Below are 13158 nucleotides of genomic sequence, written 5' to 3'. Positions count from 1 at the left end.
ACTTTGCGGCGGGCTCTTTGCGAATGTTAGAACCATAGGGACACTAGCAAATATAAGATTCTAGTGTGGTTTTGGATCTGACATTCGCTTGATGGACTCGCGGCGATACTGAAGCGAATGTCAGATCCACCACACTAGTGATAGCGCGCCCGCGCCACCGGCCGGCTCAGGCCTTCCGCCCGGCTCACGGCGGCGTCGAGCCCGCGTCCGGTTCCCAGCGCCACCACCGCCGGACGGCTGCGGTGCAGCAGGTCCTGCCCGGCCGCGCGCGCCGATTCGACGCTGACCGCCTCGATGCGGCCGATCAGCTCCTCGCTGGTGAGCGGGCGCCCATAGGCCAGGATGTGCCGCGCCAGCTGCTCGGCGCGCGAGCTGCAGCTCTCCAGCGCCATCAGCAGGCCAGCCTTCATCTGCGCCTTGGCGCGCGCGATCTCGGCCTCGGTCAGCGTTTCCACCGCATTGTTGATCTCGTCGACGATGACTTCCATCATCTCCGGCGCATCGCTGGGATCAGTGCCGGTGTAGAGGCCGAAGAAACCCGTGTCGGAATACGGCATATGGAAGGTCGAGATGGTGTAGCAGAGCCCGCGCTTCTCCCGCACCTCCTGGAACAGGCGGGACGACATGCCGCCGCCGAGGATGTTGACGAACACGTTCAGGCTGAACAGCGCCGGATCGGCCTGCGGCAGCCCTTCGAGCGCCATGGTCAGATGCGCCTGCTCGAGATCGCGCCGCACCACGCGGGTACCACCCTTGCCGAAGGTCGCGGGCAGGGGCTTGGGGGCCTCCGGCCCGGCGAAGCCGCCGAAGCGCCTCTCCACCTCGGCAACGACCTCGCGGTGATCGACCGCGCCTGCGGCCGAGATCACCATGTCCGGCGCGCGATAGTGCGTCAGCAGGTAGCTGCGCAGCATGTCGCGATTCAAGCCGCGCAGCGTCTCGGCCGTGCCGAGCAGCGAGCGGCCCATCGGCTGATCCGGATAGGCGAGCTCGCTGAGATGCTCGAACACCACATCGTCCGGGGTGTCCTGCGCCGCACCGATCTCCTGCTCGATCACGCTCTTCTCGCGCTCGAGTTCGTCGGCGTCGAAGGTCGGGTTGGAGAGGATGTCGGACAGCACGTCGAGCGCCAGCGGCACGTCGGCCTTCAGCACCCGCGCGAAGTACGCGGTGTTCTCGGTGCTGGTGGCGGCGTTGAGGTCGCCGCCGACCGCCTCGATCTCCTCGGCGATCTGCCGCGCCGAGCGGCGCGTCGTGCCCTTGAACGCCATGTGCTCGAGCAGGTGCGAAATGCCATGCTCGTTGAGCTTTTCGTCGCGGCCGCCAACCCCGCTCCAGACGCCGAGCGCGGCGGTCTCGAGGTGCGGCATGGTGTCGGTGACGACGGTGAGGCCGGATGGAAGGCGGGTGATCTCGACGCTCATCGGACCGCTCCCTGCTTGGCGGCGCGGCTCACCGACAGCACGAACCGCTCCAGTTCCGGCTGGTCATTGGGGATGACACGGACCTGCTCCGGCCGTTTCATCAGGTCACCGAGCCATGCGGGCAGCTCCGGACGTTTGCCGCAGGCCGCCTCGACCGCATCGGGAAATTTCGCCGGATGCGCCGTCGCCAGCACGATGTTGGGCACCGACGAATCGGCTCCCTCCTGTTCGGCCACCGCCACGGCCACCGCGGTATGCGGGTCGATCAGGTCGCCGGCCTCGCGGAAGGCCGTCCGGATCGCCGCACTGGTCTCCTGCTCGTCGGCGCGGCCGGCATCGAAATCACGGCGCACGGCGGCCAGCGCCGCGTCCGGCAGCGTGAACCGGCCCGACTGCGTCAGCGACGCCATCAGGCCACGCACTACGGCGCTGTCGCGGCCGGTGGCCTCGAACACCAGGCGCTCGAAGTTCGACGACACCTGGATGTCCATCGACGGCGAGGCGGTCGCATGCACGCCGCGCACCTCATAGGTGCCGGTCGACAGCGTGCGCACCAGGATGTCGTTGACGTTGGCCGCGATCTTCAGGCGGCGGATCGGCAGGCCCATGCGCTTGGCGACATAGCCGGCGAAGATGTCGCCGAAATTGCCGGTCGGCACCGTGAAATCCACGGTCCGCGCGGGGGCGCCCAGCGCCACCGCGGACGTGAAGTAGTAGACGACCTGGGCGATGATCCGCGCCCAGTTGATGGAGTTGACGCCGGACAGCGCCACCGTGTCGCGGAAACGATGATTGTTGAACAGGCCCTTCACCAGCGCCTGGCAATCGTCGAACGTGCCCTCGACCGCGAGCGCCTGCACATTGGCGGCGCCGGTGGTCGTCATCATCCGGCGTTGCACGTCGGAGATGCGACCGTTGGGGAACAGCACCACCAGGTCGACATTGTCGCGCCCGGCAAACGCATCGACGGCGGCACCGCCGGTGTCGCCGGATGTCGCGACCACGATGGTGGTGCGCTCAGCGCGCTTGGCCAACACATGGTCCATCAGCCGCGCCAGCAGCTGCATGGCGACGTCCTTGAACGCCAGCGTCGGACCGTGGAACAGCTCGAGAATGAACTGGTTCGGGCTCATCTGATCGAGCGGCACCACCGCCGGATGACGGAAGGTGGCATAGGCCTCGACCGCCATGCGCCCGAGATCGGCATCGGAAATCTCACCGCCGACGAACGGCCGCATCACCTCGACCGCGACCTCCCAGTACGGCCTGCCGAAGAAGCCGGCGATCTGCTGCGCCGACAGCGATGGCCAGGTCTCGGGCACATAGAGCCCACCGTCACGGGCGAGCCCGGTCAGCATCACGTCGCAGAAGCCCAGGCTTGGCGCTTCACCACGGGTCGAAATATAGCGCGTCAACACACCCTCCAAAGGCGGAGCCTTCTCCAAGCCTCTGATAAGTTTTAACTATTTAGTTTTCATGCGAAAACGTCCGGGCACCTTACGGCATCGGCACGGAAAGTGGAAACCGGATTTCCGCAGCTTCCCAGTGTCCCGGTTCGCAAGTTGCGCTTGCAGCGACCTCGTTACGAACTTGCGGACCGATCAGGACACCAGTGGAGCGGATTTGACATTCGCGTCCCACCTGGCCGCGCGGTCACGACGCGAATGTCAAATCCAAAAGCTCCACTAGAAACATATATTTGCTAGTGGTCCTGATGATTCTAACATTCGCAATGATGCCTGCCGATATGGGATGCGAATGTTAGAATCGGACCACTAGAGAATAATATCTTGCTGGTGTCCTTATCGAATCCGAAGTTCGCAACAGAGTTCGCCGCGAGATCGTGCGAACTTCGGATTCGGGACACCAGGGTCAGCGCACCGTGATGACGTCAAGCGCGGCGCTGGCTCCTGAACCACACCAGAGCCGCCGCGGCGACGACGATGGCGAGTCCGAACCAGGTGATGGCGTATTGCAGATGCTGATCTCGCAACTGCACGTCGAGCGGTCCCGCCTTCGGCAACCCCGATGCCGGCAACGGCGCCGCGAGGTCGATGTAGAACGGCGCCAGCGCTCCCCAGTTCAGCGCCTGCGCCATCGCCGCCGGATCCCGCGCGAACCACAGCCGCTTGGCAACATCGGCCGCCGGCGTGAACCAGCCGGGGCTCTCCGGAAAGCGCAGATAACCGACGAGATCGGTCGGCGCGGCCGCCGCCGCAGCGTCCGGCGATGTCATCCCGTCCGGCAGGAAGCCGCGATTGACCGCGATCCGTTCACCGGTGGCGAGGCGCGCCGGTGCGAACACCCAGACGCCGACGCCGCTGACATCAGGCCGCAGCGCCGAGCCCGAGGTGTAGACCCGCGCATCGGGGCCGGCATCGAAGCGCGCGGTGACCTTCACCCGGCGAAACTCGTCATGCGCGGCGGTCAGTCCAGCCCAGGCCGAAGGCGGCGGCAACGCCACAGGCGCGGTAGCGAGACGTTCGTGCAGGGTGGCGATCAGCGCCTCTTTCTCCTGCTTGCGCTGCAACTGCCAGACGCCGAGACCGACCAGCACGGTCAACATGACAAGGGTGATGACGGCCATGCCGAGGCGGCTGGCCGGGGACGCCGCCATCACTTCGGCTCGCGATCGATCAGGCGGCCTTCGGACGCCTTGTGATGATACTGCAGCGCGATCAGCAGCGACTTCATCGCGCGCATCGGCAGCAGTGTGGTGGCGAGGATCAGCGGCAGCCACAGCGCCGCGTGCACCCAGAATGGCGGCTGGTACTTGATCTCCACCACCAGCGCGGCGCCGACCACGATGAAGCCAGCGATCATGATGATGAACACCGCCGGACCGTCACCGGAATCGATGAAGGTGTAGTCGAGCCCGCAGACCTCACAGCGCGGCGCGAGGCGCAGGAAGCCCGCATAGAGCTTGCCCTGGCCGCAGCGCGGGCACTTGCAGCCGAGGCCGGCCACGAACGGGGAGACGGCACGATTGTCGTTGGTCATCTGCACTCCCTTCCGCGCGGGCTGCCATGCCCGCTCAAAACGCAAAGGGGCGGCCACCAGGCCGCCCCCTGCTTGAGATCCGTCTGCCTCAGTGGGCGGCATGCGCCATGGTCTCGGCGCCGTGGCCCCACACGTAGATGCAGATGAACAGGAACAACCACACCACGTCGACGAAGTGCCAGTACCAGGCAGCGAACTCGAAGCCGAGATGCTGCGTGGGGGTGAAGTGGCCGGCATAGACGCGCAGCAGGCAGACCAGCAGGAAGATGGTGCCGACCAGCACGTGGAAGCCGTGGAAACCGGTCGCCATGAAGAAGGTGGCGCCGTAGACGTTGCCGGCGAAGCTGAACGTCGCGTGGCTGTACTCGAAGGCCTGCACGCAGGAGAACGCCGCGCCGAGCAGCACGGTCAGGATCAGGGCCTGCTTGACGCCCTGGCGGTCGCCTTCCAGCAGCGCATGGTGCGCCCAGGTCACGGTGGTGCCCGAGGTCAGCAGGATCAGGGTGTTGAGCAGCGGCAGGTGCCAGGGGTCGAAGGTCTCGATGCCCTTCGGAGGCCAGACGCCGCCGAACAGCGCCTCGCGGGCGACATGCACCGGATCAGCCGGGAACAGCGCCGAGTTGAAGTAGGCCCAGAACCAGGCAACGAAGAACATCACTTCAGAGGCGATGAACAGGATCATGCCGTAGCGGTGATGCAGCTGCACCACGCGGGTGTGGTCACCGTGCTGGGCTTCGCGGATGACGTCGCCCCACCAGCTCGCCATGGTGTAGAGCACGCCGATCAGGCCGACGCCGAACACAATCGGCGCACCGGCGTACATGTGGTGCATCCAGGACACCGCACCCACCGCCAGGATGAAGGCCGAGAACGAGCCGACCACCGGCCACGGGCTCGGATCGACGAGATGGTAGTCGTGGTGTTTCACTTGCCCCGTAGCCATTACCGTTCTCCGTTCGCAGGACCGTTGTTAACCGGCCCGTGTTCGTCTCTCAATCATCCCCCGCGGCTCCGAGGAGCCGCGAAACTCACAAATTCCCCTTCCGGGTGTCGCCCTCCCCGGCCGCCAGCGGCTTCGGGTCGGCATCCTTGACCGGATAGAAGGTGTAGGACAGCGTGATGGTGTTGGTGCCCTTGTTGTCGTCGTCGGCCATCATCGCCGGATCGACATAGAACACCACCGCCATCTCGCGGGTCTCACCGGGGCCGAGGATCTGCTCGTTGAAGCAGAAGCAGTTGATCTTCTGGAAGTAGGCCCCGACGGTCAGCGGCGCGACGTTATAGGCCGCGATGCCGGCGGTGCGGCGCGCGGCCTGGTTGGTCACCTTGTAATAGGCGGTGACGACCTCGCCGATCTTGACGTTGATTTCGGTCTTTTCCGGCTCGAACTTCCAGGGCAGGCCGCCGTTGACATTGGCATCGAACCGGACCGCGACCTGATGCTCGAGGCTGCCGGCCGGCGCAGAGGTCGCGACCTGGGTGGTGCCGTTGAAGCCTGTGGCGCGGCAGAACCAGTTGTAGAACGGCACGGCCGCATAGGACGCGCCGACCATCAGCGCCACCACGAAACCGCACACCGACGCCACCACGATGTCGCGACGCGGCCCGCGCGGTGTGCGCGGCGGCTGGTCGGCGGGAGGCTGGGTTGCGCTCATGGCTTTACTTTCCGATCACAACGGCCGGTGCAGCACCGCCGGCCCCTTGACCATGGTCACGGCAAAAAACAGCACGACCAGGATGCCCAGCGCCCAGGCGATCGCCAGCGAACGTTCGCGGCGGCGGCGCTTCTGCTCCTCGGTGAGGACAATGCCCTGCGGCTCTTTGTTGTCGTCGGTCAAAGTGTCACGCATCCCCTACCACACGAGCCGCGTCACGGCGGGCAGCATGGCCTCGACCAGCAGGGTCGCGAACAGCCCGAACAGATAGACGATCGAAAAGGCGAACAGACGGCGCGGCGCGCGCTTGGCCATCGCGTCGGTGCGGTGGCGGAACACGTCGATCGCCAGCCACAGCATCCAGGCGCCAAGCACGATCGAGACCACGCCGTAGGCAGGACCGAAATAGCCGAGCGGCCAGGGCGCGGTCGCCACCGCGACCAGCACCACGGTGTAGAGCAGGATCTGCAACCGCGTGGCGTCGGCGCCGGCCACCACCGGCAGCATCGGCACATTGGCCCGCGCATAGTCGTCGCTGCGGAACAGCGCCAGCGCCCAGAAATGCGGCGGGGTCCACAGGAAGATGATCAGGAACAGCAGCAGCGGCTCGACCGCGAGCGAGCCGGTCGCGGCGGCCCACGCCACCACCGGCGGCAGCGCGCCGGCGGCGCCGCCGATGACGATGTTCTGCACCGTCGAGCGCTTCAGCCACATGGTGTAGATCACCACGTAGAAGAAGATGGTGAAGGCGAGCAGCGCGCCGGCGATCCAGTTCACCAGGATGCCGAGGGTCGCCACCGAAAAGAATGACAGCGTCATGCCGAAGGTCAGCGCCTCCGGCGGCGTCACACGGCCGCGCGGGATCGGGCGGTTGACGGTGCGCGACATCAACGCATCGATATCGCGGTCATACCACATGTTCAGCGCGCCGGACGCACCGGCGCCGACCGCGATGCACAGGATCGAGGTGATCGCCATCACCGGATGAACGTGGCCCGGCGCCATCAGGTAGCCGACCAGTGCCGTGAACACGACGAGCGACATCACCCGCGGCTTGAGCAGGGTGATGTAGTCGCCAACCCCTGCCTCGGAGATGTGGGGCATGTCCAGCGAGTGATGGTCGATCGTCGACACGAGGGCGTTTGCTTTCTTCCGGTTCGGCAATCACCGGCGATGGTATCGCCGGCGACCGTTTTCGTCTTCACGCGGTGCAGCCACCGCACCGCGCAATTTCTGGCCGAAGCGCCGCGCTTACTGGATGCGCGGCAGCACTTCGAACTGATGGAACGGCGGCGGCGAGGTCAGCGTCCACTCCAGCGTGGTGGCGCCGGGGCCCCACGGGTTGTTCGCGGCCTGACGCTTGCGGGCGAAGGCTTCGATCACGCCGTAGATGAAGATCAGGACACCGACAGCCGAGATGTAGGAGCCGATCGACGACACCAGGTTCCAGCCGGCGAAGGCATCCGGATAGTCGATATAGCGGCGCGGCATGCCCGACAGGCCGAGGAAGTGCTGCGGGAAGAACACCAGGTTGACGCCGACGAAGGTGACCCAGAAGTGCAGCTTGGCGATGCCCTCGCTGTACATGTAGCCGAACATCTTCGGGAACCAGTAATACCAGCCGGCGAAGATGGCGAACACGGCGCCGAGCGACAGCACGTAGTGGAAGTGCGCGACCACGTAGTAGGTGTCCTGCAGCACGCGGTCGACGCCCGCGTTCGACAGCACGACGCCGGTCACGCCGCCGAGGGTGAACAGGAAGATGAAGCCCACGGCCCACAGCATCGGGGCGCGGAACTCGATCGAGCCGCCCCACATGGTGGCGATCCACGAGAAGATCTTCACGCCCGTCGGCACCGCGATCACCATGGTGGCGGCGACGAAGTAGGCCTGCGTCGCGGCCGACATGCCGACCGTGTACATGTGGTGCGCCCACACCACGAAGCCGATGCCGCCGATCGCGACCATGGCGTAGGCCATGCCGAGGTAGCCGAACACGGGCTTACGCGAGAAGGTCGAGACGATGTGGCTGATCATGCCGAAGCCCGGCAGGATCAGGATGTACACTTCGGGGTGGCCGAAGAACCAGAACAGGTGCTGGAACAGCAGCGGATCGCCGCCGCCGTCGGCCGCGAAGAACGAGGTGCCGAAGTTGCGGTCGGTCAGCAGCATGGTGATGGCACCCGCCAGAACCGGCAGCGACAGCAGCAGCAGGAACACGGTCACCAGGATCGACCACACGAACAGCGGCATCTTGTGCAGGGTCATGCCCGGCGCGCGCATGTTGAAGATGGTGGTGATGAAGTTGATGGCGCCGAGGATCGACGACGCACCGGCGATATGCAGCGCCAGGATGGCGAAGTCCACGGCCGGGCCGGGGTGACCCGAGGTCGACAGCGGCGCATACATCGTCCAGCCGGCACCGACGCCGTTGCCGCCCGGCTCACCCTCGACGAAGGTCGAGATGATCAGCAGCGCGAACGCCGCCGGCAGCAGCCAGAACGAGATGTTGTTCATGCGCGGGAAGGCCATGTCCGGCGCGCCGATCATCAGCGGCACCATCCAGTTGCCGAACCCGCCGATCATCGCCGGCATGACCATGAAGAAGATCATGATCAGGCCGTGCGAGGTGACGAACACGTTGTAGGTGTGGCTCTCATGAAAGAACTGCACGCCCGGATACATCAGCTCGATCCGGATCGCGACCGACATGGCACCACCGATGATGCCCGCCACGACCGCAAAGATCAGGTACATCGTCCCGATGTCCTTGTGGTTCGTGGAGTAGAGATAGCGCCGCCAGCCAGTCGGATGGTCGTGAGCGTGATCGTCGTGATCAGCGTGAGCGGAGGGTGCAGCAGTGGCCATTTTCAGATCCCTTGAACCGAGGTGGTTCGTCGTCTCTTAAGTCTCGAAGCGAATGCAGCCGCGCTTACTGCGCGGCCGCTCCGGCCGACGCGTAGGTCTTCGCGCCAGTGGCCGCGTACTTCTTCTTCGCCTGCTCGATCCAGGCCGCGAACTCCTGCTCGCTGACCACGCGCACCGCGATCGGCATGTAGGCGTGATCCTTGCCGCACAGCTCGGAGCACTGGCCGTAATACATGCCTTCCTTGGTGGCCTTGAACCAGGTCTCGTTCAGGCGCCCCGGAATGGCGTCGATCTTGATGCCGAAGGACGGCACGGCAAAGGAGTGAATGACGTCGGCTCCGGTGGTCTGGACGCGGATCACCTTGTTGACCGGCACCACCATCTCGTTGTCGACGCCGAGCAGGCGCGGCTGCTTGTCCGCGACCATCAGCGAGTCGAACTCGAACTTGCCGTTATCGGGATAGGCATAGCTCCAGTACCACTGCTTGCCGGTCGCCTTGATGGTGACGTCGGCCTTGGGCACCTCGAGCTCCTGGAACAGGAGACGGAACGAGGGCACCGCGATGCACACCAGGATCAGCACCGGGATCAGGGTCCAGGCGACCTCGATCAGGGTGTTATGGGTGGTCTTCGACGGCACCGGGTTGGAGCGGGCGTTGAACTTGATGACCACGGTCACCAGCAGCAGCAGCACGAACAGCGTGATGGCGGTGATGATCCAGAGCAGGAAATTGTGGAACCAGATGATGTTGTCCATCACCGGCGACGCCGAGTGCTGCAGCGTATATTCCCACGGGGTCGGCTGCCCCAATCCGGCCGACGCCGCCCCGGCGAACGCCACCACACTTCCGGCCACTGCGAGCCCCAGCGCCCGGCGGACCATTTGTCCCCTCGACATTTTCATGCCGCTCCCGCTCCTTGTCCTGAACGTCAAAGCCGGCAGGCCGAAACGACGTGACCGGCGGCCCCGTACCCGCTCTGCGGCCGTCGTCCGGCAGGTTAGAACGCGTCGAGATTCCCGCCTCTCAAACCATACTTCCAGGGCTATCGCAATGCAGGATTATGCAGTTTTCGGCCGCGTCCCCGGCCGACCGCCGCTTCGTGCTCGCCCCGCGAAAAATCCGGCGCGCAGGCGGCTTCTGCAGCGGACAATGCTTGACAGGCAGATTACGCGATGTACCCACGGGCCGGACGCCTGACGGGACCGCGATTCGCGCTGCCGGGGACGGGCTCCGCCATGTGCAGGACATATGGGCGGGACACCAGAACCGACCGGTCCGGGACGCCGTCGCGGCCCCGGGATCGCCTTCAAGGCGCCGTCATTGCCATGTCAGCCTTCCGCACGCCCTTGAGGGCTGTGGCGGCGGCAAGGATATCGGCACGGATAGATGACCAAGGATCGACCCTGATGGGCGCTTCACGACCCCATAAACCGACTGCCGCGGCGTGCCGCGCCGGCCTCGCCCCCCTGCTCGCGACCTGCGTCACGGTCGTTCTGGCCTTGTTCGCCTCGGCCGGCGGCGCCAGCGCCCAGGGTGCGGTCAAGTCGGTCCACGGCGACTGGCAGATCCGCTGCGACACCCCGCCCGGGGCCCAGGCCGAACAGTGCGCCCTGATCCAGAGCGTGGTCGCCGAGGACCGCTCCAATGCCGGCCTCACGGTGATCATCCTCAAGACCGCCGACCAGAAGAGCAAGCTGATGCGGGTGGTGGCTCCGCTCGGGGTGCTGCTGCCCTCCGGGCTCGGGCTCAAGCTCGACAATGCCGATGTCGGCCGCGCCGGTTTCGTCCGCTGCCTGCCCAATGGCTGCGTCGCCGAGGTGGTGATGGACGACAACCTGCTCAACCAGCTCAAGACCGCCAAGACCGCGACCTTCATCATCTTCGAGACGCCGGAAGAAGGCATCGGCTTCCCGCTCAGCCTCAAGGGCATCGGCGAGGGCTACGACAAGCTGCCCTGATCGGGCCCTACCGCGGGCGGTCACCCGCCGCCGGTGCCGCAAGGCCGGCGATCAGCCCTCGCGCCGCCGCCGAGGACCAGTCGGCCTCCCCGGCGAGATACCCTGTGATCCCGCCATCGGGCGCGACCAGATATGAGATCGGCATCCCGTACAGGATGAACGGGGCCTCGCTGGCACCATCTTTCGTCCAGATTGCACCGTTCGGATCGGTGTAGACCGGCAGGCGGCGAATGCCGAGCCGCCGCAGGAACGGCGCCACCACCGCCGGGTCGCGGTCCACCGCGACCGCCACCACCTCGACACCCGCTCCCGCCATCTCGCGCTGCAGTTGCTCCAGCGCCGGCAGTTCGGCGCGGCAGGCCGGGCACCAGGTCGCCCAGAAATTCACCACCGCGATGTTGCCCCGCAGCGCCCCGAGACTGCCGACGACGCCGTCGAGGCGCCGCAGCGGCAGCGGCGGGACGGGCCTGACCGGTCGCAGCCAGGTGAACTGGTGCCGGACATTGCCGAACGGCGCGCCGGCCGCGGCCGATGCCGTGCGAGCCGCGGCCAGCATCGCGAGGGCGCCGCCGAGCAGCCAGCGGCGCGACAGCGGACCGGCGGTCAATGGCGTGGGACGCTCGATGGTCATGATGACGGGCATCTCATGGACGGATGTAGGTCCAGCCGGCCTCCTGCAGCTCGGTCAGCCGCACAATGCCCGCCGGCACCACCTGCGCGCCCTCGACCAGCGACAACGGATGCCCTTCGGCGCGCTCCATCAGCATCCTGGTGTTGCCGCAGACGCTGAACACCACGCTGGGCACACTCGTGCGCAGCAGCTGCAGCAGGTCGCGGACCGGCGAGGTATCCGCCCTGAACATGTGCACGCCGGGACCGTATGCGACGATCTCGATCGCCACCGGCTCGTTGTTCTCACCATAGCTCCTGGCCGCATTCAGCGCGTTGGTGATGGCGTGCCGCATCGTAGTCGGCTCCTCGGAGTTGACCTGGAAGACGATGCGATGGGACTTGCTGCGCACCACGGCCTTGGCTGCCTCCCGTTCCTCCCTGGGCGTCGCCTCTCCGGGCGCGGTCAGCGCAAGGGTGAGCAGCAGCGGCCCGGCGAACGCGACGACAAGCCCCGCGCCGATCCACAAGGGACGTCTTCGCGGGGCACGAACGATCCGCATCGGCATCTCGATCCCTCGCGCCGTTGGCTCTGCTTTCGCCACTCAAATGCCGGAACTATGACGGATAGGACAAGTAGGATGGTTCTTCTGGTGTAGTATGGAAAACAAGACCAATGCCGGCAGCGCCGACGAGTTCTGCACGAGCGACGAGGTGGTCAGGCAGTTTCAGCGCGCGCTGGCGACGCTGGCCGGCAAGTGGAAGGGCGAGATCCTGTGGCAGCTCGTCCAGCACAAGCACCGCTTCGGCGAATTGCGCAGGTCGATTCCCGGCGTCACGCAGCACATGCTGACCACCCAATTGCGCGATCTCGAGGCCGACGGACTGATCAAGCGCACGGTCTATCCCGAGGTGCCGCCGCGGGTGGAGTACGAGATCACGCCGGCGGCCGAGGCGCTGCGGCCGGTATTCGACGAGTTGCTGAAGTGGTCGCAGGCGCACCGCTTCCCTGATCGCAGACCAAAGCCGCCACGGCGCAGCGCGCCGTAGGGCCGGCGCCGCTCAGAACAGCACCGCCATCATCAGGAGATTCTCGTAGCGATCGTCCACCCGCACGCCGTCGCGCTTGACGCCTTCGATGCGAAATTCCATCGCCTTGTAGAGCGCGATCGCCTGCGCATTGCTTTCGCGTACGGTCAGCTCGACGCGGTGCAGGCCGATCCGCCGCGCGTCATCCAGCGCGGCGCGGATCAGCCGGGTGCCGATGCGCTGGCCGCGGAATTCCGGCAGCAGGCCCATACCCAGCACACCGCAATGGGAATAGATCGGCCGGTTCGGCTTGGTGATGTCACACCAGCCGATCACCCGCCCTTCGGACAACGCGATCAGCTGCGGCGTGCCGCGGGCGAGGTTGGTCTCGACGAACATCCGCGCCGCTTCCAGCGGCGGCGCCTCCAAAAAGGCCAGATACTGCCGCTCGCGCGCCACCGCATCGAGCACGGCATGGAAGCCCTCGATGTGGTGAGGCTCGATCTGCTTGATCTCAATCGGCATTTGACCGTCTTATAGCATGTGTCCGGCCGCTTCGCCGCGCGGGTCGCGACCGGTTCCGGGCCGCCGCACGCGCCCCTCGCGAAACAAG

At 66.0% G+C, this 13158-nt stretch carries 15 protein-coding genes; 2 read left to right on the top strand and 13 right to left on the bottom strand.

The window, feature by feature from the left end; all coding sequences use genetic code 11:
* Positions 1 to 134: 134 nt before the first annotated feature.
* The 10 genes from AB4Z37_RS11015 to coxB all read right to left on the bottom strand — a co-directional run bounded on the left by AB4Z37_RS11015 (position 135) and on the right by coxB (position 9851).
* The gene (locus AB4Z37_RS11015; RefSeq protein WP_441516760.1) at positions 135 to 1424 is read right to left on the bottom strand and encodes a M16 family metallopeptidase; all 1290 of its coding nucleotides are present in this window, start codon (positions 1422 to 1424) and stop codon (positions 135 to 137) included.
* Positions 1421 to 2839, bottom strand: a complete 1419-nt coding sequence (gene thrC, locus AB4Z37_RS11010; RefSeq protein ID WP_441516759.1) for a threonine synthase — start codon at positions 2837 to 2839, stop codon at positions 1421 to 1423. Before thrC ends, AB4Z37_RS11015 begins: the two co-directional genes overlap by 4 nt.
* A 476-nt stretch (positions 2840 to 3315) precedes the next feature.
* Entirely contained in the window at positions 3316 to 4041 is a 726-nt protein-coding gene (locus AB4Z37_RS11005) for an SURF1 family protein (protein ID WP_441516758.1), read from the bottom strand.
* The gene (locus AB4Z37_RS11000; RefSeq protein WP_441516757.1) at positions 4041 to 4424 is read right to left on the bottom strand and encodes a DUF983 domain-containing protein; all 384 of its coding nucleotides are present in this window, start codon (positions 4422 to 4424) and stop codon (positions 4041 to 4043) included. Before AB4Z37_RS11000 ends, AB4Z37_RS11005 begins: the two co-directional genes overlap by 1 nt.
* A gap of 88 nt (positions 4425 to 4512) precedes the next feature.
* Positions 4513 to 5367, bottom strand: coding sequence for a cytochrome c oxidase subunit 3 (locus AB4Z37_RS10995; RefSeq protein ID WP_441516756.1), 855 nt, complete (start codon positions 5365 to 5367; stop codon positions 4513 to 4515).
* 85 nt (positions 5368 to 5452) lie between these two features.
* Positions 5453 to 6079, bottom strand: coding sequence for a cytochrome c oxidase assembly protein (locus tag AB4Z37_RS10990; protein WP_441516755.1), 627 nt, complete (start codon positions 6077 to 6079; stop codon positions 5453 to 5455).
* A 15-nt stretch (positions 6080 to 6094) separates the two neighbouring features.
* Positions 6095 to 6274: a CoxF protein gene (locus AB4Z37_RS10985; RefSeq protein WP_441516754.1), complete on the bottom strand. Its 180-nt coding sequence runs from the start codon at positions 6272 to 6274 to the stop codon at positions 6095 to 6097.
* 3 nt (positions 6275 to 6277) lie between these two features.
* Positions 6278 to 7213, bottom strand: a complete 936-nt coding sequence (locus AB4Z37_RS10980; RefSeq protein WP_441516753.1) for a heme o synthase — start codon at positions 7211 to 7213, stop codon at positions 6278 to 6280.
* A gap of 117 nt (positions 7214 to 7330) precedes the next feature.
* On the bottom strand, positions 7331 to 8947 hold the full coding sequence (gene ctaD, locus AB4Z37_RS10975; protein WP_441516752.1) for a cytochrome c oxidase subunit I: 1617 nt from the start codon (positions 8945 to 8947) through the stop codon (positions 7331 to 7333).
* Between the two features lie 64 nt (positions 8948 to 9011).
* Positions 9012 to 9851: a cytochrome c oxidase subunit II gene (gene coxB / locus AB4Z37_RS10970; protein WP_441516751.1), complete on the bottom strand. Its 840-nt coding sequence runs from the start codon at positions 9849 to 9851 to the stop codon at positions 9012 to 9014.
* 504 nt (positions 9852 to 10355) lie between these two features.
* Here coxB and AB4Z37_RS10965 point away from each other — a divergent pair.
* Positions 10356 to 10907: an invasion associated locus B family protein gene (locus AB4Z37_RS10965; protein ID WP_441516750.1), complete on the top strand. Its 552-nt coding sequence runs from the start codon at positions 10356 to 10358 to the stop codon at positions 10905 to 10907.
* A 7-nt stretch (positions 10908 to 10914) separates the two neighbouring features.
* Here the strand turns inward: AB4Z37_RS10965 and AB4Z37_RS10960 are convergent, their stop codons facing one another.
* The gene (locus tag AB4Z37_RS10960; RefSeq protein WP_441516749.1) at positions 10915 to 11538 is read right to left on the bottom strand and encodes a TlpA family protein disulfide reductase; all 624 of its coding nucleotides are present in this window, start codon (positions 11536 to 11538) and stop codon (positions 10915 to 10917) included.
* A gap of 13 nt (positions 11539 to 11551) precedes the next feature.
* Positions 11552 to 12046, bottom strand: coding sequence for a DsrE family protein (locus AB4Z37_RS10955; protein ID WP_441516748.1), 495 nt, complete (start codon positions 12044 to 12046; stop codon positions 11552 to 11554).
* A 130-nt stretch (positions 12047 to 12176) separates the two neighbouring features.
* On the opposite strand from AB4Z37_RS10955, the gene AB4Z37_RS10950 reads away from it, so the two are divergent.
* Entirely contained in the window at positions 12177 to 12566 is a 390-nt protein-coding gene (locus AB4Z37_RS10950; RefSeq protein WP_441516747.1) for a winged helix-turn-helix transcriptional regulator, read from the top strand.
* Between the two features lie 12 nt (positions 12567 to 12578).
* On the opposite strand, the gene AB4Z37_RS10945 is transcribed toward AB4Z37_RS10950, so the two are convergent.
* The gene (locus AB4Z37_RS10945) at positions 12579 to 13070 is read right to left on the bottom strand and encodes a GNAT family N-acetyltransferase (protein WP_441516746.1); all 492 of its coding nucleotides are present in this window, start codon (positions 13068 to 13070) and stop codon (positions 12579 to 12581) included.
* Positions 13071 to 13158: the final 88 nt, after the last annotated feature.

The sequence above is a fragment of the Bradyrhizobium sp. 2TAF24 genome (genome assembly GCF_052115025.1).
In the GTDB taxonomy this organism is placed as follows: domain Bacteria; phylum Pseudomonadota; class Alphaproteobacteria; order Rhizobiales; family Xanthobacteraceae; genus Bradyrhizobium_A.
This window is presented reverse-complemented; position numbering and strand designations above follow the sequence as displayed.

Coding starts and splice junctions, on each gene's coding strand:
- AB4Z37_RS11015 (WP_441516760.1), bottom strand. CDS start 1,424: ATGAGCGTCGAGATCACCCGCCTTCCATCCGGCCTCACCGTCGTCACC.
- AB4Z37_RS11005 (WP_441516758.1), bottom strand. CDS start 4,041: ATGGCGGCGTCCCCGGCCAGCCGCCTCGGCATGGCCGTCATCACCCTT.
- AB4Z37_RS11000 (WP_441516757.1), bottom strand. CDS start 4,424: ATGACCAACGACAATCGTGCCGTCTCCCCGTTCGTGGCCGGCCTCGGC.
- AB4Z37_RS10995 (WP_441516756.1), bottom strand. CDS start 5,367: ATGGCTACGGGGCAAGTGAAACACCACGACTACCATCTCGTCGATCCG.
- AB4Z37_RS10990 (WP_441516755.1), bottom strand. CDS start 6,079: ATGAGCGCAACCCAGCCTCCCGCCGACCAGCCGCCGCGCACACCGCGC.
- AB4Z37_RS10985 (WP_441516754.1), bottom strand. CDS start 6,274: ATGCGTGACACTTTGACCGACGACAACAAAGAGCCGCAGGGCATTGTC.
- ctaD (WP_441516752.1), bottom strand. CDS start 8,947: ATGGCCACTGCTGCACCCTCCGCTCACGCTGATCACGACGATCACGCT.
- coxB (WP_441516751.1), bottom strand. CDS start 9,851: ATGAAAATGTCGAGGGGACAAATGGTCCGCCGGGCGCTGGGGCTCGCA.
- AB4Z37_RS10965 (WP_441516750.1), top strand. CDS start 10,356: ATGGGCGCTTCACGACCCCATAAACCGACTGCCGCGGCGTGCCGCGCC.
- AB4Z37_RS10960 (WP_441516749.1), bottom strand. CDS start 11,538: ATGACCATCGAGCGTCCCACGCCATTGACCGCCGGTCCGCTGTCGCGC.
- AB4Z37_RS10950 (WP_441516747.1), top strand. CDS start 12,177: ATGGAAAACAAGACCAATGCCGGCAGCGCCGACGAGTTCTGCACGAGC.
- AB4Z37_RS10945 (WP_441516746.1), bottom strand. CDS start 13,070: ATGCCGATTGAGATCAAGCAGATCGAGCCTCACCACATCGAGGGCTTC.